The 22,239-nt window shown below is 34.9% G+C and carries 19 protein-coding genes, 2 pseudogenes and 1 riboswitch; of the genes and pseudogenes, 15 read left to right on the forward strand and 6 right to left on the reverse strand.

Annotation, left to right across the window (positions count from 1 at the left end):
• Positions 1-55 precede the first annotated feature (55 nt).
• Positions 56-1,039: an aspartate--ammonia ligase gene (gene asnA / locus ABH961_RS04115; RefSeq protein ID WP_048543314.1), complete on the forward strand. Its 984-nt coding sequence runs from the start codon at positions 56-58 to the stop codon at positions 1,037-1,039.
• 136 nt (positions 1,040-1,175) lie between these two features.
• Positions 1,176-1,613 carry a helix-turn-helix domain-containing protein gene (locus tag ABH961_RS04120; protein WP_404518929.1) on the forward strand — a complete coding sequence of 146 codons (438 nt, stop codon included), beginning with the start codon at positions 1,176-1,178 and terminating at the stop codon, positions 1,611-1,613.
• A gap of 194 nt (positions 1,614-1,807) precedes the next feature.
• Here ABH961_RS04120 and ABH961_RS04125 read toward each other — a convergent pair whose 3' ends face one another.
• Both ABH961_RS04125 and ABH961_RS04130 read right to left on the reverse strand, forming a co-directional pair.
• Entirely contained in the window at positions 1,808-2,260 is a 453-nt protein-coding gene (locus tag ABH961_RS04125) for a VOC family protein (protein ID WP_000002878.1), read from the reverse strand.
• A gap of 344 nt (positions 2,261-2,604) precedes the next feature.
• The gene (locus tag ABH961_RS04130; protein WP_098080235.1) at positions 2,605-3,834 is read right to left on the reverse strand and encodes an aspartate kinase; all 1,230 of its coding nucleotides are present in this window, start codon (positions 3,832-3,834) and stop codon (positions 2,605-2,607) included.
• 199 nt (positions 3,835-4,033) lie between these two features.
• Positions 4,034-4,220: riboswitch (Lysine riboswitch) on the reverse strand.
• Positions 4,221-4,411: 191 nt separating this feature from the next.
• Between ABH961_RS04130 and ABH961_RS04135 the strand changes: the two genes are divergently transcribed.
• The 3 genes from ABH961_RS04135 to ABH961_RS04145 are packed head-to-tail and all read left to right on the forward strand — an operon-like array spanning position 4,412 to position 7,565.
• On the forward strand, positions 4,412-5,350 hold the full coding sequence (locus ABH961_RS04135; protein ID WP_098080237.1) for a DoxX-like family protein: 939 nt from the start codon (positions 4,412-4,414) through the stop codon (positions 5,348-5,350).
• Positions 5,323-5,934, forward strand: a complete 612-nt coding sequence (locus tag ABH961_RS04140; protein ID WP_098080239.1) for a DUF4166 domain-containing protein — start codon at positions 5,323-5,325, stop codon at positions 5,932-5,934. The genes ABH961_RS04135 and ABH961_RS04140 overlap by 28 nt, the downstream gene beginning before the upstream one ends.
• Positions 5,935-5,939: 5 nt before the next feature.
• The gene (locus tag ABH961_RS04145; protein WP_098080241.1) at positions 5,940-7,565 is read left to right on the forward strand and encodes a YndJ family protein; all 1,626 of its coding nucleotides are present in this window, start codon (positions 5,940-5,942) and stop codon (positions 7,563-7,565) included.
• 28 nt (positions 7,566-7,593) lie between these two features.
• Here the strand turns inward: ABH961_RS04145 and ABH961_RS04150 are convergent, their stop codons facing one another.
• Positions 7,594-8,079: an 8-oxo-dGTP diphosphatase gene (locus ABH961_RS04150; protein ID WP_001136059.1), complete on the reverse strand. Its 486-nt coding sequence runs from the start codon at positions 8,077-8,079 to the stop codon at positions 7,594-7,596.
• Between the two features lie 137 nt (positions 8,080-8,216).
• On the opposite strand from ABH961_RS04150, the gene ABH961_RS04155 reads away from it, so the two are divergent.
• Both ABH961_RS04155 and ABH961_RS04160 read left to right on the forward strand, forming a co-directional pair.
• On the forward strand, positions 8,217-9,479 hold the full coding sequence (locus ABH961_RS04155; RefSeq protein WP_098080243.1) for an MFS transporter: 1,263 nt from the start codon (positions 8,217-8,219) through the stop codon (positions 9,477-9,479).
• 28 nt (positions 9,480-9,507) lie between these two features.
• Positions 9,508-9,786: a hypothetical protein gene (locus ABH961_RS04160; protein ID WP_098080244.1), complete on the forward strand. Its 279-nt coding sequence runs from the start codon at positions 9,508-9,510 to the stop codon at positions 9,784-9,786.
• A 19-nt stretch (positions 9,787-9,805) separates the two neighbouring features.
• Here ABH961_RS04160 and ABH961_RS04165 read toward each other — a convergent pair whose 3' ends face one another.
• Positions 9,806-10,270: a hypothetical protein gene (locus ABH961_RS04165; protein ID WP_048543308.1), complete on the reverse strand. Its 465-nt coding sequence runs from the start codon at positions 10,268-10,270 to the stop codon at positions 9,806-9,808.
• A 110-nt stretch (positions 10,271-10,380) separates the two neighbouring features.
• Here ABH961_RS04165 and ABH961_RS04170 point away from each other — a divergent pair.
• The 5 genes and pseudogenes from ABH961_RS04170 to ABH961_RS04190 form a co-directional block, all read left to right on the forward strand.
• A pseudogene (locus ABH961_RS04170) lies at positions 10,381-10,674 on the forward strand (carbon starvation CstA family protein); the annotation flags it as partial.
• Between the two features lie 89 nt (positions 10,675-10,763).
• Complete coding sequence (locus tag ABH961_RS04175; protein ID WP_098080246.1) at positions 10,764-11,576, forward strand: polyphosphate kinase 2 family protein; 813 nt, start codon at positions 10,764-10,766, stop codon at positions 11,574-11,576.
• A gap of 175 nt (positions 11,577-11,751) precedes the next feature.
• Positions 11,752-12,291: a PadR family transcriptional regulator gene (locus ABH961_RS04180; RefSeq protein WP_098080248.1), complete on the forward strand. Its 540-nt coding sequence runs from the start codon at positions 11,752-11,754 to the stop codon at positions 12,289-12,291.
• 36 nt (positions 12,292-12,327) lie between these two features.
• A complete protein-coding gene (locus ABH961_RS04185; protein WP_097917600.1) occupies positions 12,328-14,076 on the forward strand; it encodes an MFS transporter in 1,749 nt (582 codons plus the stop codon).
• 205 nt (positions 14,077-14,281) lie between these two features.
• The gene (locus ABH961_RS04190) at positions 14,282-15,550 is read left to right on the forward strand and encodes an MFS transporter (protein ID WP_404518931.1); all 1,269 of its coding nucleotides are present in this window, start codon (positions 14,282-14,284) and stop codon (positions 15,548-15,550) included.
• Positions 15,551-15,637: 87 nt separating this feature from the next.
• Here the strand turns inward: ABH961_RS04190 and ABH961_RS04195 are convergent, their stop codons facing one another.
• On the reverse strand, positions 15,638-16,621 hold the full coding sequence (locus ABH961_RS04195; RefSeq protein WP_098068152.1) for a ketoacyl-ACP synthase III: 984 nt from the start codon (positions 16,619-16,621) through the stop codon (positions 15,638-15,640).
• 180 nt (positions 16,622-16,801) lie between these two features.
• On the opposite strand from ABH961_RS04195, the pseudogene ABH961_RS04200 reads away from it, so the two are divergent.
• Positions 16,802-17,355, forward strand: a pseudogene (locus tag ABH961_RS04200) (cobalamin biosynthesis protein CbiN).
• 483 nt (positions 17,356-17,838) lie between these two features.
• Entirely contained in the window at positions 17,839-19,098 is a 1,260-nt protein-coding gene (hflX, locus tag ABH961_RS04205) for a GTPase HflX (RefSeq protein ID WP_061673188.1), read from the forward strand.
• 41 nt (positions 19,099-19,139) lie between these two features.
• Here hflX and ABH961_RS04210 read toward each other — a convergent pair whose 3' ends face one another.
• Positions 19,140-20,780: a peptide ABC transporter substrate-binding protein gene (locus ABH961_RS04210; protein WP_098080250.1), complete on the reverse strand. Its 1,641-nt coding sequence runs from the start codon at positions 20,778-20,780 to the stop codon at positions 19,140-19,142.
• Positions 20,781-21,024: 244 nt separating this feature from the next.
• Here ABH961_RS04210 and ABH961_RS04215 point away from each other — a divergent pair, with 244 nt between their 5' ends.
• Positions 21,025-22,236, forward strand: a complete 1,212-nt coding sequence (locus tag ABH961_RS04215) for an MFS transporter (protein ID WP_048543300.1) — start codon at positions 21,025-21,027, stop codon at positions 22,234-22,236.
• The last annotated feature ends 3 nt before the right edge of the window (positions 22,237-22,239 follow it).

A 22,239-nucleotide genomic window follows, 5' to 3' on the forward strand; every position in this document is an offset into this window, starting at 1 on the left:
GCTTTTTTTGTTGGCTTCTTTTCACAACATCCAAACATTTTAGGAGGAAACCACCATGTATCAATCATTAATGACAGTAAGAGAGACTCAAATCGCAATTAAGGAAGTTAAAACATTTTTCGAGGATCAATTAGCAAAACGCCTTGAACTATTCCGCGTATCTGCACCATTATTCGTAACGAAAAAATCAGGATTAAACGATCATTTAAACGGTGTAGAACGTCCAATTGAATTTGATATGTTACATTCAGGAGAAGAATTAGAAATTGTTCACTCACTAGCGAAGTGGAAAAGATTCGCATTACATGAATACGGATATGAAGCTGGTGAAGGTTTATATACAAACATGAACGCGATTCGTCGTGATGAAGAACTTGATGCAACACATTCCATTTACGTTGACCAATGGGATTGGGAAAAAATCGTTCAAAAAGAATGGCGTACTGTAGATTACTTGCAAGAAACAGTACGAACAATTTATGGAATATTCAAAGATTTAGAAGACCACTTATTTGAAAAGTATCCGTTCCTTGGAAAGTATTTACCAGAAGAAGTTGTTTTTATCACTTCCCAAGAACTCGAAGATAAATATCCAGAATTAACACCGAAAGATCGTGAACACGCAATTGCAAAAGAACACGGTGCAGTCTTTATTATCGGAATTGGTGATGCACTTCGTTCAGGTGAAAAGCATGATGGACGCGCAGCTGATTATGATGATTGGAAATTAAACGGTGACATTTTATTCTGGCACCCAGTATTACAATCTTCATTCGAATTATCATCAATGGGAATTCGTGTTGATAGTAAATCACTTGATGAGCAGTTAACGAAAACAGGTGAAGACTTCAAACGTGAGTACGATTTCCATAAAGGTATTTTAGAAGACGTACTACCGTTAACAATTGGCGGTGGTATTGGACAATCAAGAATGTGCATGTACTTCTTACGTAAAGCACATATTGGTGAAGTTCAATCTTCTGTATGGCCTGACGATTTACGTGCAGCTTGCAAGAAAGAAAACATTCATCTGTTTTAATAGAAGAGAGAGGATAGCTCAAAGAGTTATTCTCTCTTTTTTATAGTGTAAACGAGTGGTTTACAGTGGGTTTTACTAATGGTTTCTTTCTTTTTTGGATCCTTTTATGTAATAATTTGTTAAAGGAGGGGACGTTATGAGCTTAGGACAACAACTTAAAAGATTACGAGAGTCAAAAGGGTTTTCACAGGAAGATGTTGCTAAGAAAATTGGTGTGACAAGGCAAGCTGTGTATAAGTGGGAACATGATAAAAGCTGTCCGGATATTGATAATTTAATTTTGCTTAGCGAAATGTATAATGTCACGCTAGATGAATTAATAAAAGGAAACCAAAGCTTTAAAGAGAGAATACATATTGATGAAGATGAGGATTTTGAGAAAGAGAATGAGTTTGGTTTTTATATTGGGTTTGGTTTGCTAATTGTGAGTGCTTTTGTTGATTATGAAGGAATGCAAGAGATATTATTAGGGATAGCACTATTCATGATGGTTTTTTACTCTGATGTAAAGAAAGTTATGTTGAATGAATTCAGATCGTTTTTAAAAAGAAAAGATATATATGATAAGAAGTGAGAAGAGTCAGTTATATTTCCTAGGAAAGAGTATAACAAGCAATTGAATTGTTTTATAATAATTTTGAGATATTGATAGTATGTTAAAAAGTCCAAACAAGCATAACCCCGTTCTAAAGTTAGGACGGGGTTCAAAATCTAAGTTTTATTAAGCGTAAAATTCTTTCAAATATTTTTACTTCAGTAAAACATTACTTACTTGTTACCGAGTTCTTCCGCTAAACCGATTAAAATTCCTTCGGTTCCACGAATGTAGCAGAGTCGATACGAGTTCTCATACTGAACTACTTCACCAACGAGCTGAGCACCATGCTTAGTAAGTCTCGATACCATTTCGTCAATGTCCTCAACGGTGAACATGACGCGTAAATAACCGAGGGCATTTACAGGAGCTGTCCGATGATCTGCAATAGTAGGGGGGGTGAGAAATCGCGAAAGTTCAATTCGGCTATGGCCATCTGGGGTAACCATCATAGCAATCTCTACGCACTGAGAACCGAGTCCAGTTACGCGACCAGCCCATTCACCTTCAACAGTAGCTCGCCCTTCGAGATTCAAGCCAATCTCCTCGAAGAAAGAGATTGCGTTATCAAGGGATTCTACAACGATGCTGACATTGTCCATTCGTAGTAATCGGTTGTTTGCCATAGTTTTTATCTCCTTTTATGTATAAATTTATTATTTAATTATCCTCATAATTATACTAAAATCTCTTCTAAACAAAAAACATCTTGTCACAGTGTAGGAAAATGTGACAAGGTGTTTTCGGGCATAGTATATAAAATCTTGTTAACGAATAACACTTCGTAAACCCTTTACTATTGAAATATGCGAGAACTTTATTTCGTGAATGCTATCATTTCAAGAATTTGATACTGTAATTGCTATTCGATAGAATAACTTCGACTTTCCCACAAAACAGTCCTACCCTGTTTCTATTTATATAGGAAGGAAATAGATTCATATATTTTTTAAAGTTTTACCGGTGGAAATTAACTCATCTGCACTAAAGGCTCAATTTTCGCCATAAATGATTGATGCAGTGCCTCGACACCTGTTACTAAATGAAGGCGGTCAATAACGACAGACACTTTAATTTCTGATGTACTTACCATTTTAATATGAATATCTTCTTCTTTTAAAGTAGTGAACATATTTGCAGCAACACCAGGATTAGAGACCATACCCGATCCTACAATGGATACTTTTGCTAAATGATTTTCATATTCTACAGATTCATAGTGAAGTGTTTCTTGATTCTGTTCCAATACCTCTAATGTTTCTTCTAAATCATTAGAATGGATTGAGAAGGAGAGGTGAACAGTTCCTTCATTTGTAATACTTTGAATGATGATATCTACATTAATATGTGCCGCTGCTAATGTAGAGAAAACTGTTGAAAGTGCACCTTGTTCCAATCCTTTCATTGTGACGCGTGTAATATTATCTTCAAATGCAATACCTTTAACGATTGATTGTTGTTCCATGTTACATTCTCCTTTTACAATTGTTCCGTTTTCTTGTTCCATACTTGAGCGAACTTCTAACATGACATTATGATTTTTAGCAAACTCAACAGCACGCGGGTGTAATACACCAGCACCGAGGTTTGCTAGTTCTAGCATTTCGTCATAAGAAATTTCATCTAATTTATAAGCATCTTTTACAACTCGTGGGTCCGTTGTATATACACCGTTCACATCCGTGTAAATATCACATTTTTTTGCTTTCAGTGCAGCAGCTAATGCAACAGCAGTTGTATCAGAACCACCACGTCCAAGCGTTGTAATTTCATGTTCTTTACTGGCTCCTTGGAAGCCAGCTACAATAACAATCGTGCCTTCAGTAAGATAAGACTGAATTCGATCTGTATGAATTTCAGTAATCCGTGCACTACTATGTACAGATTCTGTCGTAATACCAGCTTGCCATCCAGTTAATGAAATCGCGTTATAACCTTTTGCTTGTAGTGCCATCGTTAATAATGAAATAGTCACTTGCTCTCCTGTTGATAGAAGCATATCCATTTCGCGTTTACTCGGATTTTCTGAAATCGCGTTAGCAAGTGCTACGAGTTCATCTGTGCTTTTTCCCATTGCTGAAACGACAGAGACGATGCTATGTCCTCGTTCATATTCTTCAATAATTAAATTTGCTACATGTTGAATGCGCTCAACGCTTCCAACAGAAGTGCCACCAAATTTTTGTACAATCGTTTCCATTACGAATTCCTTCTTTCATCCATTTTTAAGAATAGATTAGGACATATATAGATCCCAATATTCCTGTAGTTACCAGAGAAAAACAAAAAACACCATCTCAAATAAGTGAGGATGGTGCTGTTACAGGAAAAGGGAAACAGAAAACGGAGCTAATAAAAAAACCGCCAAAAAAGGAATACCATAAAAATGATATCTCTTTTTTGTAGATAGCTCTTCATACATACACTGCTGTACATATGACAGTTCTGTTTCTATTCGAAAACAGCCCCAATCGATAAATGCAGAGAAAATTATCGATTTCGGCAATACTTCCTTTCATCTAATTTCATAGACATCTCTGTGTCTCCATTAGAATAATCATAAGTATCGCAACCTCTATCTCACGTTTTAGGCGAGAGTGTTTGATTTATGAAGTTGTTGGTAACATTTGTTTTATAATAATTTAAATTTTTCGGGGAATCAAGTGTTTTGTATAAATTTTAAAAATTCTTTCTTTTCTCGAAGTAGTTTGTGAAAACTGTAGCAAAATAAATTCATTGCATGTACATTAAGTTTATAGCGTATAGGAGGTGGAAGAATGAAGGGGAAAAAGCCTATTTATGTTTCGGCAGAAATGAACACAACAATGGAAAAATTATGGGGATATACACAGGAACCAGATATACATACAGAATGGGATGCTCGCTTTACTGAAATTTCGTATTTAGAGAAAAAAGAAGGAGAACCGCAGAAGTTTTTATATAAAACTAAAATTGGATTTGGACTTGAAATAGCTGGTGAAGGGGAATCGATAGCTGAAATAAGAAAAGAAACGGGTGAAAGAATTTCTTCTTTAAAATTTTGGACGGATAATAAATTATCACTTATTCAAATAGGGCGTGGTTATTGGAAGTATACCCCTCGTAAAGAACACATTTATTTTGAGACACAATATGATTATGATACGAGGTTTGGTCGTATAGGAAATGTAATAGATTTCTATATGTTTCGGCCTTTATTAGGCTGGGCGACTGCTTGGAGTTTTGATGCGTTAAAATTATGGATAGAAAAGGGACTTCATCCTAAGTTACTAATTAGAAGAACAATGACATATTGGCTCGTATGTTTTTTATTTGCATTTGTATGGATGTATCAAGGAATAGTACCGAAACTAGTGTTTACTCATTCAGAAGAAGTAAAAATGCTATCTGTGATAATTGGTTCAACTGAACATAGTATTTTTGTACTTAAAATAATTGGATTGTTAGAAACTATTTTTGGTGTCATATGGCTGTTGCCATTTCCAAAACGAAAAGTATTTATCGTACATATTTTTATGTTAATAGCCTTAACGATAGCGGCAGGGATTACGAATATTGCAAGTTTTACAGAGCCGTTTAATCCAATTACATTAAACGTTCTAATCATGGGATTATCAATTGTCGGTTATATAAATAGCACGAACTTGCCAAGCTCAAAAAATTGCAAGAGGAAGAGAAAGGGTAATGTATGGCTAATATGTATGAAAGACTATTAGGGGATTCTTATAAAAAACTACATCCAAAATTACAGAAACGCTATGAAATTACAGAAGAAAATAGTTTTACTGGAGAAGGAAAGATGGATGAGATTTATGGTGGTTCTTTTTTCGTAAAATTCATATTAAAAATTGCATCAAAGTTCCGTATGTTTTTCTCTGAGCGGGGGAAGGAAGTGCCATTTACAATACATAATACCGCTGAGCGGGATGAACATGGACATGAACTTGTGCGGTGGAATCGTACTTTTTATTTTCATAATAAGAAAAGATACTTTAACGCCATTATGCAGATGGATGAAGAGAATAATGAAATTTTAGATTGTTTTGGTGAACCGCAAATACTTGTTTCTACATTGAATTTTCATATTGATGAGGTGGGGGCAATGCATATTTCTTCAAAGAAACAATGGTTTTACATGTTTGGAAGGAAAGTCCCGTTACCTAGGTTTTTATACGGAGAGGCCAACATTGTAGAAAGTTATGATGAAACACTACAATGCTTTCGAATTCGTGTACAAGTAAGCAATCCGTTAATTGGTTCATTATTTTCATATAAGGGAACATTTGTAGAGAGGAAATAAATGATATGAAAAATATAATAGTTGGGTTTGCTTGTTATATTATTTTTCTAATATGTGAGTGGTCAAATATAAACCCGGTGGAAGCAATTATTTTATTATCTATTTTGTTATTTATACCGATGTCATTTTGCATTCTTGATAAAAAGACAAGAAGTGGATCATATGTATCCTTTTATAAACTAGTATCGCTTTTATATCCAATCGCAGCAATTAGTGCAATGTTAGCTTTCGTAACAAATCACTATTTCTTTGCATTACTTTGGTTTGTATATACAGGAATCGTTGCGTTATTCGGTGTAAGTAGAGTGCTAGAAAGAGGATGGAAACTGTTAGAGGAGACAGCTATCGATAGTGCGTTTATGTATTTGTTTTTAGGTGGTTTCTGGTTTTTTGCTTCTGTAGCAAAGCTTTCCATTATGCACTTTAGTTCCGACATTGTTTTGCTTACAGCTGCACACTTTCATTATTCGGCATTTCTATTGCCGTTATCAGCTGGTTTAATTGGGAGGAAAAGAGAAAAGAGAAGTAAAGTGTATGATGCTATTATGTTTGTCATCGTCATTTCACCTATGACAGTTGCAATAGGAATTACGTACTCAAGAGTATTTGAATTTTTTGCAGTGTTCCTATATTTATGCGCTATTTATAGTTATGGGATTTATGTTTGGCGTACGAAATTTAATGCTATTAGTGCAAAGGTTCTTCTGATCATATCGTCTAGTACACTTATGGTAACAATTATGTTTTCGCTTATATATTCATATGGGAATTTGAAACATGTAATGACGATTACAATTGCTCAAATGGTTTGGATTCACGGTGTTGTCAATGGAATTGGAGTAGCGTTACCCGCATTTGTCGGCTGGATGATTGAAAAGACTGCTCCGAATTATAAATATTACGGGAAACCAATGAGCAGGTTAAGAGGAAATACGACAGTTGGTGAAGCATTTTTACATAACAGAAGTTTAATAGATAGCAAGGAATACAAAGGTTTAGTTGATAATATGAACGATTTTCATAGTGAGGGATTTGACATGGCAAAGATTCCTTTAAGTATTACTCGTTTTTATGAAAATACAAAAGAGTATGAGTTACAATCGCATATTAAGTGGGCTCGTTGGTTTCGTCCGGTTGCATTTTGCTATGAGAAAATGAGTAAGCGTGTAGGACAAATACATTTAGGAATGGGCGGTAAGTGGGAAACGATGCATGGCTCTATCGTTGGGATAATAGATGAGAAAGATGGAAGGGAGAATGTAAGGGCTTGGCTAAGAAAAAATGAAGCAGGAGAATCTATTTTTGTAGCTCTTTACTCAAAGCACACATATAAGAGCGAGACATATATGAATATTGCATTACCTTTACCATATTCGAATATGACGGGGGTTTTAAAATTATGTAATAAGAGTAATGATTTAATCATTACTAGTAAGCTGAGAAGAAACGGTAAAGGAGATGAGGGGATTTATTTACATACTCGTTTCTTTACAATTCGTTTACCGTTAGCAGAGACTTTTATTATAAAAGAGAACACGAATCACATATTAAAAGCTAACCATAGAATGTGGATATTTGGAGTTAAGTTTTTAGAAATTGATTATGAGATTAAGAAAATAGAAGGAAAGTAAAAAAGCTTGGAGAGATACCAAGCCTTTTTTACGTATGCGTAATTGTCATAGCAACTTGTTTATCTAAGTCTCGGTCCCAAACACGTTGAATTTCAAACGTACCTTTTTCAAAAAATAATGGGAATCTCTCTTTAAACCAATTTTGCATAGGAAGATTTAGTGCTGTATCGATTGCTACCCATAATAATTCGCCTTCAGGAGGATTCAAAAGGAGTTCACCTTCAAATGAATCTGTCCAATAGTTAAATACCATATATCGAACATTTTCTTTCGGATTTACGTATTCATCTAATCCTTTAAAAGTTAAATTTGAAACAAGTAATCCAGTTTCTTCTTTTACTTCTCGTTTAGCAGCTTGCACAATACTTTCTGGGAAATCTACTTTTCCGCCAGGAGCGATGTAGCCAGGAAAACCTCGATGATCGGGGCGTTTTATAAGTAAAACTTCATTATTTCGTTGGATCATACACATTGTATAGATGCGGTGCTCGATGTTATGAGAATTTTGAGGCATAACAATGTATTCTCCTTTATATTTATTTTGATAATTTTACCATAACATAATGGTTTCTTATATAATTAAAAAAGAATATTAGGAATTTTTAGTGATATATTATAAAGTCTATAATCATTTGAAAAGAGGAGAGAGAAATGCAAGGGGAAGTACAAAGAGAAAAAGCTTTGGGGTATGTTGGTAAATTATTTTTGCCAGTTAGAGTATCACGGCATTTTAAGTTTTTGTGGATTGGACAATTGCTTTCAACTTTAGGGAGTTCTATAACGATGGTAATTTTACCAGTCGTTGTGTATTCGTTAACGGGTTCAACAGTTGTTATGGGGATGACAATGGCAATGTACATGCTACCAAATATTCTTGCTTTACCGTTTGCAGGTTTAGTTGTAGATCGAATTGACCGAGTAAAATTAATGTTATTTACAGACATAATCCGTTGTATATTGATGCTATTACTTGCATCGCTTATATTGATGGATTTATTAACAATTACAATTTTATATGTACTCGTTGCCTTTTACGGACTTATGGAAGGTATATTTCAGCCAGCGTATTCAGCTGTAAGAGCAAAAGTATTTGTACCAGAAATTCGAAACGCAGCTAATGCATTAACACAAATGAGTAATCAAGGTATTCGATTAATTGGACCGGCACTTGGAGGATTAATCGTATCAGTTGCATCTGCCGGAATAGGGTTTGGACTAGATGCAGTAACTTATTTGCTATCATTTTTCTGTTTATTATTTTTAAGAGAGATAAAGTTTAAAAAAGTAAACCATATTGAAAGAAGAAAGGTCGATTACAAACACGAGTTTATGGAAGGTATTTTAGTGTTAAAAAGTCATCCGTGGCTATGGATTACAATTTTGGTTTTTTCTTTCGTAAACATTTGTTATGCCGGCATTATCGTCGTATTAATTCCATGGTTATTTAATGTTCATCATCATTTTGAAGCTTACGTGTATGGATTAGGAATGGCATCCTCTGGTGTTGGAGCTGTAATTGCCGCACTTATTTTTGGTGGGAAGGAGCGGTGGCGTAAGCGGGGATTACTTGCCTATGGTGGTGTTTTAATAAGTGGTTGTGCGCTTTTAATAATGCCGTTTATTACTTGGGCACCTGCTTTAATTGGATTAATGGCAATTGAAGGGTTTGGTATGATGATATTTGGACTCATTTGGGAAACAAGTTTACAAGAGCTTGTGCCAGAAGAAGCATTTGGAAGAGTGGCAAGCCTTGATATGTTAGGTTCATTTGCTTTATTACCACTAGGTTATGTGGTTGTAGGCTGGTTAGCTACTGTCATAGGTGGCGAGATAACGATTATAACACTAGCTATTTTAGTACTTGTAACAATTGGAATAGCGTTATGTGTAACAAGTATTCGACGATTTGATTGATGATATAAGGGAAGGGGGAACGACTTATATGATTATTGAAAACTTGAAAGATATAGTAGTAAAGGAGTTGGCCAACAAATATATTTTGCAAGAAAAGGTCTTTGAAGCAAAAAATTTCACAGTCTATATCGCCACCCATAGAGAAAATAAGCTAACATATAACCAACTAGTATTAATAAAACATCTTTGTAACGAAAAGCCTTCCGTACATATTTGGGATAAGAAAATTAGTACGGAAGCAACAGAACTAGAAATCACAGAAGAAATGACGGAAGCGATTCAATCTGGTTTTGTAAATGAAGAATAAGCCCTAATCAAATTAGGGCCTATTCTTCATTAAACACAAATGTTTGTTTCATTTGTTCCCCCTCATTTACCGGATGACCGTTGTATGAGAAATTTTTTTCTTCCCAAGTAATGACGACTTTAAAATTATGGCTATTAAAGTCTAAAGGGAATACGATGTAGTCAAAGCTTGTCTGACTTTTTGAAACGTTGTTATGTAATGTAGTAGGATTAAAAGTAGCTTTAGAGGTAGGAGTGTTATCAAGTATTTCCACTGATACATTTGATACGTCATTACCGATGTTTTTTACGAGTAAGCGATATGTATCGTATACCCCCTGTTTTGGCTGCACTGCTTGCTTGTTTGCGCTATGAGATTTATCAATTTCGATATACCACTGTTTAGACTTTGATTCAATTGGTAGTGAGTGAAATGTGTATGCACTAGCTTGTATTGGTAGTGCTAAACAGACTAGTGTAAAGAGAGAAAGTATTTTTCGTTTCATCTTTAAAGTACTCCCATTCTGTAACGAATTTATTTGTTATTATCTTCTTTTTTTGAGAAGGTATACCATAATTCAATTGTAAAAAATATAGTCTCTCTTTGTGAATAAGATGGATATATTTCTCTTGGGCTAACCAATTGCCTGCAGCAATTGCGTTATGGATTGGAACGATGTATTTATTTATAAAAGGAAAACTATATGTTGTTTTCTTAATTCCCGTGACACTCATGACTGTAATTTACATTTTAAATGCAAAAATTGGTTTTAACATTCCGTTAAACACATCTTATATTGTAGGTACAGTTATTACGGTTATAGTAACTGCTGTATTCTTTATGAAAGCTGTGAAAAATAAAAATGAGAATATTGAAGTAGATGTGCAATTAGAGAAGGAAGCTGTGTAGAGATTTTTTTACACAGTTTTTTCTAATGTGAAAAATTTTCCAATAATATGTTAAAATAACATTGTCATACAACAAGGGGGATTTGTTTTATGGAAAATGGATATCTTGCTAAAGTAGATTTAATGAAAAGAATAGAATCGAAATCTAAGTATAATAAGAAACTTGAAAAATACCAAAGACGTTTATTAGCGCTACAGCAAATTGTAAAAGAAGAAAAAATCGCAGTTATGCTCGTTATGGAAGGCTGGGATGCGGCTGGAAAAGGCGGAGCGATTAAGCGAGTGACGGAACATCTTGATCCGCGCGGGTTTCAAGTAAATCCAATCGGAGCACCAGCACCTCATGAAAAACGGTACCATTACTTGCAACGTTTCTGGCGGAAACTACCTCAGTATGGGCAAATTACTATTTTTGATCGCTCATGGTACGGCCGTGTGTTAGTTGAGCGTGTTGAAGGCTTTGCTACAAAGGAAGAGTGGACGAGAGCGTATGATGAGATTAATGATTTTGAAAAACTATTAACAGATGATCATTATATAATCGGGAAGTTTTTCTATCATATTAGTAAAGATGAACAATTAAAGAGGTTTAAAGATAGAGAGAACAATCCTTTAAAAAGATGGAAAATTACAGACGAAGATTGGCGTAACCGTGAAAAGTGGGACGAGTATGTTGAAGCAATGGAAGACATGTTTGAAAAAACAAATAAGCTAAATGTGAAATGGCATATTATTGAAAGCAATGATAAATTATACGCACGTTTGAAAACATTGAAAGTGATTATTGCATTGATTGAGGATTACCTTTTAGAACATAATATAGAATTACCTTCGTATTATTATGAAATGAAAGAGGGTAAGACAGAAGGTTTTGAAGCTAATCAAGATGAAGTTGTAAAATAGTACAAAGTTTGTATATGAAATATAAAGTAGAGCCACCCTGTAATTTTAGATAATAAACTTACAGGGTGTTTTTATTTAGAAACATTTTACAATTAACGGAATGAGGTATATAATCAATAATTATATTAACAATGTTAATATAATTATTGATTATATACAGTATGGAGGTTTTATTTTGAAGGGAAGAGATGTTGTCTTAGGCTTGTTAATGGGAAAAGAAATGTCTGGTTATGATATTAAAATTGTGTTTGAAGACGTATTTACTCATTTCTTTGATGGGAGTTTTGGAATGATTTACCCAACGTTACGACAGTTGGAAAAAGAGGGGAAAATAAAGAAAGAGGTTATTATGCAAGAAGGAAAACCGAATAAGAAAATGTACTTTATTACAGATGAAGGGCGTGAAGAGTTTTATCAGTACATGCAAACAGATGTAGAGAAAGATGTTTTACGTTCAGATTTTTTAATGAGGATGTATTTCGGTAATTATAGCGATGACAAGGCAATAAAAAAATGGATTGCGGACGAAATTGAAAGGAAAGAAGCATATATTGCGGATCTTCGTTTGAAATATGAAAAGTGGAGAGAAGGTATTAATTTTGTTGAAGAAATTTCACTAGATGTAGGTATCGCATCGTATAGTGCTCAAGTAGAGACGTTGAAAAGAAAACTAGAGCAACTAGAAGTAAAAAAACACAATAAAACGGAAGAATGAAAAACACGTTCATAATAAATAAAGGGGTAGATGAACATGGAGCAATCAAAGGGTATTAAGATTGTCTTTTTAATGTGCTTAGGTATATTTCTTTGTATGATTGATACGACAATTATGAATATAGCTTTACCAGCCATACAAACGAGTGTAAATACTTCATTAGAAAAGATGTCTTGGATATTAAATGTTTATACGATGACGATTGCAGTACTAGCCATTCCACTAGGACGGATAGCTGATATTTTTGGGAAAGCAAAGATGTATATTCTTGGTTTGATAATTTTTGGTGGTGGATCAGTGCTTTGTGCTTTTGCTAATACGGGCGATTTTCTTATCTTTTCTCGTTTTATACAAAGTATTGGTGCGGCAATTTTATTTCCGACAAGTATGGTAATCGGCGTATCAGCAATGCCATTAGCAAAGAGGCATGTTGCACTTGCAATTTTAGGGGTAACACAAGGACTATCAGCTGCAATGGGACCAGTAATAGGTGGAATTATTACACAAAATTTCGGTTGGAGATGGGTGTTCTTCGTAAATGTTCCAATTTGTATTCTTGGAATCATTTTATGCTGCGTTATGCTGCAAATAAAAAATGAAGAACGTATTATCTCAAAAATAGATTGGGTAGGACTACTATTAAGTAGCACAGCAATTTTTTCTTTTACTCTCATATTAGTAAAAGGCAATACATGGGGATGGCAAAGTAATATTGCTTTTTCTTGTTATGCAATTAGCACTATTTCTCTTATTCTATTTGTTTTAGTAGAACGAAAGATTCATAATCCAATGGTGAATTTAAAGTTATTTCAAGATCGAATGTTTGTCGGAGCGTCTATCGTTATCATATTAAGTAATTTATTTTTAATTGGAGTTACTGTATTGCTTCCGACGTTCTTGACGAAAATACAAGGCCGAACGGAAATTGAAGCAGCTTTTTTAGTGACACCTATTTCAGCAATGATATTTTTTGTCTCACCAGTTGCAGCAACTTTAATTAAAAAACTCGGAAAGGTAACTATTATTTTGTCAGGCTTTCTTGTTATGGGCTTATCTTATTATTGGTTGCAAATGATTGATGTTAATTCAACAAATATAGAAATTATTATTCCATGTATGATATTAGGTGTTGGGTATGGTTTAGTAGTAGGTCCAATTACAGTTTTAAGTGCTTCTTCGTTTGAAGGGGAATTATTAACTGCTTCTCAAAGTGTTGTCTCAATGTTGCGGCAAGTAGGAATTGTATTAGCAGTTGCAATATTTGTATCTAACTTAACGCACAATTTAGCTGTAAATAAAGAGAATGTATATCGTTATGCAGAAGAAAAAGTGCATAATATTCATGTGGATAGCTCACAGCAAGCTGAAATACTACAAGTAACAAAAGAAAAAATAGAGAACCAAAGTATAGAACCAAGTGTAGAAAAGCATCAACATAAAACATTTGTAGGGTTAAATAAAGAGAAAAAAGATGCATTAATTCACCAAAAAGTGGATGAAGTATTAAGAGGAATTCCAGTAGAATATAGAGATGTAAAAAGAGAAGAAGTTATGAATCAAGTGACAAAAGAAGTTGAAAAACAAGAGGAAAGTATAAAGAAAGAGGTACTCGCATTTTCGAATGATGTGAATCACTATGCTCAAAATCAGATGGCAATGAGTTTTACAGATTTATATAAAGTAAGTGTGCCGATTATCTTAGTTTTTGCGTTAGTAAGTTTGTTATTTTGGGAAGGAAAGGCTTTGAGTAAAGGGAGAAGGAAAAGGGTAGTAGAGGAAGCGTAAAAAAACAGGCTAATAGCAGCCTGTTTTTTTATTGTTTTCTCCTTGCATATTGTAAATAGTAGTATTTTTAATATAGCATGAGATAAGTAGTCTATGGTTAGTAAGTTTTTAGAATGAAAAAAACGAATAGAAAATGTCGTTGTATATGTAATGTAAAACATAATACATTAACAAGGGGATTTTATTTCAAAGGGAGGATGAGGAATTGTTAGATGAGGCGGGGGCTTTAAAAAGTAATCACATATATACAGAAGAAGAGCAACGAAAATTATACAAACGAACATTACTAATCGTAAGCATTTCACAAATGTTCGGCGGAGCAGGGTTGGCTGCTGGGATTACAGTAGGTGCACTCCTTGCGCAGCAAATGCTTGGGACAGATGCATATGCAGGATTGCCGGCAGCTATGTTTACAATGGGATCTGCGGTAGCAGCTTTCTTTGTTGGGAAGTTATCGCAAAAACATGGTCGCCGCATAGGGCTTGCAGGAGGTTTTATAGTAGGTGGACTAGGGGCTATTGGAGTTGTGGTGGCAGCTTTAACAAATAGTATTATTCTTTTACTAGTTTCTTTACTTATATATGGCGCGGGCACAGCTACGAATTTACAAGCGCGTTATGCTGGAACAGATTTAGCGAATAAGAAGCAAAGAGCAACTGCTATTAGTATTACGATGGTAATGACGACTTTTGGTGCAGTCGCAGGTCCAAATTTAGTAGGAGTAATGGGAAGGTTTGCTCATTCAATTGGAATTCCTGATCTTGCAGGTCCGTTCATATTATCGGCAGCAGCGTTTATACTAGCTGGTCTTGTTCTATTTGTTATGCTTCGTCCAGATCCGTTACTTATTGCTAATATGATAGAAACATATAAACAAGAGCATACATATAAAGGGCAAACAGTAACAGAAGAAGCGACAGAAAATAAACGAGGTATTACTGTTGGAGCTATTGTAATGATACTTACACAAATCGTGATGGTTGCGATTATGACGATGACGCCAGTTCATATGGGGCATCACGGTCATGGATTAAGTGCAGTAGGGCTTGTGATTGGTTTTCATGTAGGTGCAATGTATCTTCCATCTCTCGTTACAGGAATGTTAATTGATAAAATTGGAAGAACTACGATGAGTATAGCTGGCGGAGTAATTTTACTAGCAGCAGGTGTCATAGCTGCGATAGCGCCGAGTGATTCTTTAATACTATTAATTGTTGCTTTGTCTTTACTAGGATTAGGATGGAACCTCGGTTTAATAAGTGGTACTGCTCAAATTGTTGATGCAACTATACCTTCCACACGTGCAAAAACACAAGGGAAAATAGATGTGTTTATTGCGCTAGCTGGAGCTTCAGGTGGAGCGATGTCAGGTATGGTAGTGGCGAATTCAAGTTATGCGGCATTGTCATTAGCTGGAGGAGTGTTAGCTTTCATGCTCATTCCTGTTGTGATATGGGCTCGGACAGGTAAATAAAATTAAGAGAGTAGAAGCAGCGTTCAAAGTGGGGTAACCAATCTTTGGATGCTGCTTTTTTGTAGTTAGTTGTATAAAAGAAAAATGTTAGTTTAAATCCCACTCCACAATAAGGCCTAAATGCGTAAGACCACCGCCAAATCCGTATAGTAAAAGTGTGTCTCCGTTATTTAATTTTCCTTCTTTCCTAGCTAAGTCCAGAGCGAGTGGAATGGAAGCCGAAGATGTATTTCCCATGTGTTTTACACTTGTTAAAGTTTTTTGAATTGGAATTTCGGTTTTCTCACAAATAGATTCAATCATTCGTAAGTTAACACTGTGTGGTATGAACCAGTCTATATCATCTATTTGCATATTTGCGGTATGTAATAATTCTTTTATACCTGCTGGCACTGTACGAGTTGCCCATTTATATACTTCTCTCCCGTTTTGAACGATTTTTTCATTTGTTTGCAGTGGTGTACTATTCATAGTAGTAGATAAGTTTGTTCGGTATAGATGAATACTACCGTGCCCATTTGTTCCCATATGAGCAGCGACAAAGCTTGGTTTGTTTTCATCTCTTTCTAATAAAATAGCTCCAGCACCATCGCCAAATAAAATGCAAGTCGTTCTATCGGTGTAATCAGTAACTTTAGATAATGTCTCTGTCGCTACGACAAGTACTTTTTCGTGTGATCCAGAAGTGATTAAGCTATTACCAACGTGCAGACCATATGTGAAACCAGCGCAAGTTGCATTTAAATCAAATGCTATTGTATGAGGTATGTTGAAGTGTTGTTGTATTTGACATGCGACACTAGGAAAAACATAGTCAGCGGTTGTTGTAGCGACGATGATACAGTCTATATCTTCTAAGTTCTTTTTAAAAGTTGTACATAAATTTTCAATTGCTTTAATGGCTAAGTGTGAGGAGTATTCGTCTTCGCTCGCGATTCGTCTTTCCTTCATTCCTGTTCTTTGTACAATCCATTCATCATTCGTATCAATCATTTTCTCTAAATCGTTATTAGATAATATTTGATTTGGAACATAAGTACCAATTGCAGTAATACGAGATTTAGAATTCATAGGAACATCTCCTAACTTATTTTATAACCTGATACTATTATCAGGTTATAAAAATGTCAATAAAGACTTTTATTGTATTGAAACGAAAAAGCTTAACTTACTATGAAGGAATTTGGCGAGTGTTGTAAAAAATAATATACGATAAGTTTTTAAAATTGATAATGAAGAGAGTTGGGCTCTTTGAAAAGAATTTTGTATATATTGCCTGTTGTCATTATTTGTAGCTTTATTCTTATTATTTTTCCAGGGAAATCTTATGCTTGTGATTGTATTAACGTATTAGCAGAAGATGCATTTCAAAAAACGATGTAGTATTTGAGGGGAAGGTAATTGGGGTTGGAAGGAAAGAAGGGGTTGAGATTGAAGTATTATTTGAAGTGAAGAAAATTTGGAAAGGGACAACTTCTTCGCAACTTATTGTATATACAAATGGTGGTGATTGTGTATTTCACTTTGTAGAAGGAGGAGAGTATTTAGTATATTCTTCTCAAAGAGGATCAGAAAAACAATTACACACACATAGTTGTAGTGGAACGAAGAGATTAGATGAGGCAGGGGCGGAGAAAGTGGCTTTAAGTCAAATTGCAAAAGAGTCTATTCCGACGAAGAAAGTCGATTTAAAAGGGAAGATGGTCAGCGGTTTCAGTTGGTGGCAAGTTGTTACCCTTTCTATAGGTCTGTTACTGATAGTAGCTTTTGTGATTTTTAGTGTAAGAAGAATGCGCAAAAAATGACGATTAAAGTAAATATATAAAGAATTTCTTTCTGTTTCTATAGGTGGTTTAATCTTGTGAAAGCGAATTACTTATGCTACACTTTATGTAACTTAAAATGAACGGAGGGGCTTCCTTTGATCTTAATCAGATTACGTCTCAATACTTTGTGCCAATAATTGAATAGCGCTCAAAGGCTCTGTCTGTGTGCAGAGTGAACGGGATTGGTCTGCCTATTTTAAAGGAACCCTTTATTAAGCTTATATGTGAAAAAGAGGGAGGGACGAATACGCCCTCTTTTTGTTTTGCCTTTATAAATAGAATGGGATCGTATAGGTGAACACTTATTGTGGATGCGTATATGATTTTGGGACTTATTGACTATGAGATAGGATGAAAGTATAACTTTCTCCTATTTCTTTGGTGAACCCTTATCCGTTTACGAAAACACAGGCAGTAACCTGTGTTTTTTATTTTACGTAATCGAAATGGAGGAATAAATATATGGAAGAATTATTACAAAGAGCAGTTTTAGTTGGAGTAAATTTAGGTAATGAAGATGATTTTGCATATTCAATGGAAGAGCTAACAAATCTTGCAGAAGCTTGTGATGTAGAGGTAATTGGGCAAGTGACGCAAAATTTACAACGAGTAAATCCGTCCCATTATATTGGAAAAGGAAAGATTGAAGAAGTAGCAGCTTATGTAAATGAAGTAGATGCGAATATGGTAATCTTTAACGACGAATTATCTCCTTCTCAAATTCGAAATTTAGAAGCAGATTTAGATTGTAAAGTAATTGACCGTACCATATTAATTTTAGATATTTTTGCGCAACGTGCGAAAACGAAAGAAGCACAGTTGCAAGTAGAGGTAGCACATCTTCAGTATATGATGCCTCGTTTAATCGGTCTTCGTGAATCGTTAGGAAGACAGAGCGGCGGAGTTGGTACGAAAAATAAAGGTGTCGGTGAGAAGAAATTAGAGTTAGATCGTCGTAAAATTGAAGAACAAATTTCAGTTTTAAATAAAGATCTAGAAGCACTTGTTGCCCAGCGTCAAACGCAGCGAAAGCAACGTAAGAAAAATGAAGTACCAGTTGTAGCATTAGTAGGCTATACGAACGCCGGAAAGTCAACGACAATGAATGCAATGCTTGAAATTTACAATGGTACAGAAGAAAAACAAGTATTTGAAAAAGATATGTTATTCGCGACGCTAGAAACATCTGTGCGAAATATTGATTTACCAGATAACAAATCATTCCTATTAACAGATACAGTTGGATTTGTAAGCAAATTACCGCATCACCTTGTGAAAGCATTCCGTTCAACGTTAGAAGAAGTAGCGGAAGCGGACCTACTTATTCACGTTGTAGATTACGCGAACCCAAATTACGAACAGTTAATTGACATTACAAATGAAACGTTAAAGAAAATTGGAGTAGAAAATATTCCAACCATTTATGCTTATAATAAATCAGATATGGTAGATGTTGAAATTCCGAAAGTACAAGAAGACCGCGTTTATTTATCAGCGAAGAAACATGTTGGGATAGAAGAGCTTGTCGAAATGATTCGTTCACACATCTATAAAGAGTATACGAAGTGTGAAATGTTAATTCCGTATGATCAAGGACAGGTAGTTTCTTATTTCAATAATCATGCGCACGTTTTATCTACAAGTTATGAAAACGAAGGTACCAAACTAGAAGTAGAATGTAAGACGAGTGATTACGAAAAGTATAAGCGTTTTGCAATTTAATAAAGAAGGCGATCCTAATATATGTTAGGATCGCCTTTTTCTTATTCTGTAATAGAGGCCCACTTATAAGAATAAATTCCTGCAAATGGACGAATAACAACACCTTTTACTGTTGGACGTTCTAAATATACAAGTCCTGATTGGAAGATTGGAGCGATAGCTGCATCATCTTCCAGTAAGACTTTCTCTGCATCTTGGAACGCTTTCCAACGTGCTGGTAAGTCAGTTGCTAAAGTAGAGCTCGTTTTCTCAATTAATTCGTCGTATTTTTTGTTTGAATAACTCATCTTATTAAACGGTCCGTCAGTGACAAACATATTTAAGAATGTTGTAGGATCAGGATAATCTGGTCCCCATGTAGAAAGTGAAATTTCAAAATCACCATTTCCTTCACGATCTAAAAATGCTTTTACTGGAAGGGGTTGTAATGTGACTTTAAGTCCTGGTAAGTTTTTCTCCAGTTCACCTTTTAAAAACTCACTAATTTTTTTATCGTTAGATTCATCAGTTGTTATGATTGAAAGTGAAGCGTTTTGTAAGTTTGTTTCTTTTTTTGCAGTTTCCCATAGTGTTTTAGCTTCATTCACATTTGTTCCTACTTTTACATTACTTGTACTGCGAAAATCTTTATTATCAGGTCCTTTTACGAATCCTTTCGGAACAAATGCATTCGCAGGTATAGAACCATTATTTAAAATCGTTGTTGCGATTCCTTGTTTATCAAAAGCGAGCGAAATAGCTTTTCGAGCATTCTTGTTTGCTAATAAAGGATTCTTTTGGCTAAATCGGAAAAATGTCATAGAAGGACGTTCCATTTTCTTTAAGCTCGGATCTTTTTGATATTTATCGACAAACTCTGAATTAATCGTAATTCGGTCTACTTGTTTGCTTTCAAATAAATTAACGGCTGTGGAAGTATCTTTTACGATATTTACATTAATTTCACTTAACTTCACATTTTTATTATCCCAGTAGTTCGGGTTTTTTGACATTTTATAACTTGTATCATGTTTCCATTCACTTAATTGAAACGGCCCGTTATAAACTACATTTGCAGCTTCAAGTCCGTAATTTTTCCCTTGCGCTTCTGCAACTTTTTTGTTTTGAGGATAAAATGTTGCAAATCCCATTAACCCTAAAAAGTATGGAACAGGGTGTTCTAACTGTACTTCAAGCGTTTTATCGTCAATTGCTTTTACACCAAATGAGTCAATTGGTAATTCTTTTTTATTTATTTTTTCTGCGTTTTTAATATCGAACAAAATATGTGCGTATTCAGAAGCAGTTTCTGGATTAACAGCACGTTTCCATGCATATTCAAAATCATGTGCAGTAACTGGATCACCATTTGACCATTTTGAATCGTGTAATGTAAATGTATATGTTTTTCCGTCTTCGCTCAGCTTGTATGATTCAGCTGCTGCAGGGACAGGTTTATTGTCAGGGCCAGGCATATATAATCCTTCCATTACGTTGTTTAATGCAGCGTAAGAAAACCCATCAGTTGCGATAGATGAATCAAGTGTAGAAATTTCCCCAGCTTCTACAATGTTTAATACTTGTTTTGAAGATTCTTTTTTCTTTTCTCCGGTAGTTGTTGCCTCTTGTTTTTGACCACATGCTGTTAAAAACATAGATAATGTGATTGAGAGTGCAACGATTCCTTTAGTTTTTTTCTTCATAGTTGTCATCCTTTCCTTCATCTCTGTCCTAGTATAAAAGAAAATATAGAAAATTTCTATAAATAAATCCGATAAAACTTATAGAAAAAATATATTATGTAAGAAGTGATATTTCTGGAAAAAGAAATGAAACCAGTATAGAATAGAAATGTTTCAAAAGTCAGAATTTATCGAGGTTAAAGTTTTACTTTATTACACTTGCTGTAATAAATATATATTTTGTACAGGAAGGAGAAATACATATATGCAGGCAGTTTCGAAAAAAAATACAATGGAAACACCGACGATATATCGAATTCTATTTGCGATTAGTTTCGGTCACTTTTTAAATGACTCGATGCAAGCAGTCGTGCCGGCATTGTTTCCTATTTTGGAAAAAACGATGAATTTATCTTATATGCAAGTAGGATGGATTGCGTTTGCATTAAATATGACGTCATCGATTATGCAGCCGGTTTTTGGTATGTATTCAGATAAGAAGCCATCACCATTTTTATTACCGCTCGGTATGTTTTCGAGTATGCTTGGAATGATTGGACTTGCATTTGCACCGAACTTTATTATTGTTATCATTTCTGTTTTATTTATCGGATTAGGTTCCGCAGTCTTTCATCCAGAAGGTGCTCGAGTTGCTTATATGGCAGCTGGTGCAAAACGAGGTTTAGCGCAAGCGATTTATCAGGTTGGAGGAAATACAGGGAATTCCTTAGCTCCTATTTTTACAGCGCTAATTTTCGTTCCGCTCGGCCAAATTGGTTCTTTAGGTTTTACAGCCTTTGCAGCAGTAGGAATTGTATTATTAATTTTCGTATCAAATTGGTATAGAAATGAATTAGCAACTGGCGCTGTGAGAAGAAAAAAGAGGGCTGCGCTTGAGGCGGAAAATGCGATTGTAAGTACACATATTAAATTTGTTATTCTACTTCTTGTTTTTCTTACTTTTGTACGTTCTTGGTACGGTGCTGGTATAGGGAATTTTTATCAATTTTACTTAATTGAGCATTACGGTTTATCTATAAAAAATGCCCAGTATTTCGTATTCGCATTTATGATTGCCGGTGTATTAGGAACTTTCTTTGGTGGACCGTTAGCAGATCGATTTGGAAAGAAAACAATTATTGTATTTTCAATGCTAGGTTCGGCGCCACTTGCCCTTTTATTACCTCACGTTTCGCTCATGTGGGTTGTACCGCTATTTTTATGTATCGGTTTTATTAGTTCAAGTAGTTTTAGTGTAATTGTTGTTTATGCGCAAGAGCTTGTTCCTGGAAAAGTAGGGATGGTATCTGGATTAATTGTAGGGCTTGCGTTTGGACTCGGAGCTTTAGGATCTGTAGTACTTGGGAAATTGGCTGACATATATAGTCTACAATTCATTATGTTACTATGTAGTTGTCTACCATTAATTGGACTTACTTCTTGGTTATTACCAAGTGATAAGAAAACGATAGAATAGGGG

It is taken from the genome of Bacillus sp. RC251 (genome assembly GCF_044908765.1).
Lineage (GTDB): Bacteria > Bacillota > Bacilli > Bacillales > Bacillaceae_G > Bacillus_A > Bacillus_A wiedmannii.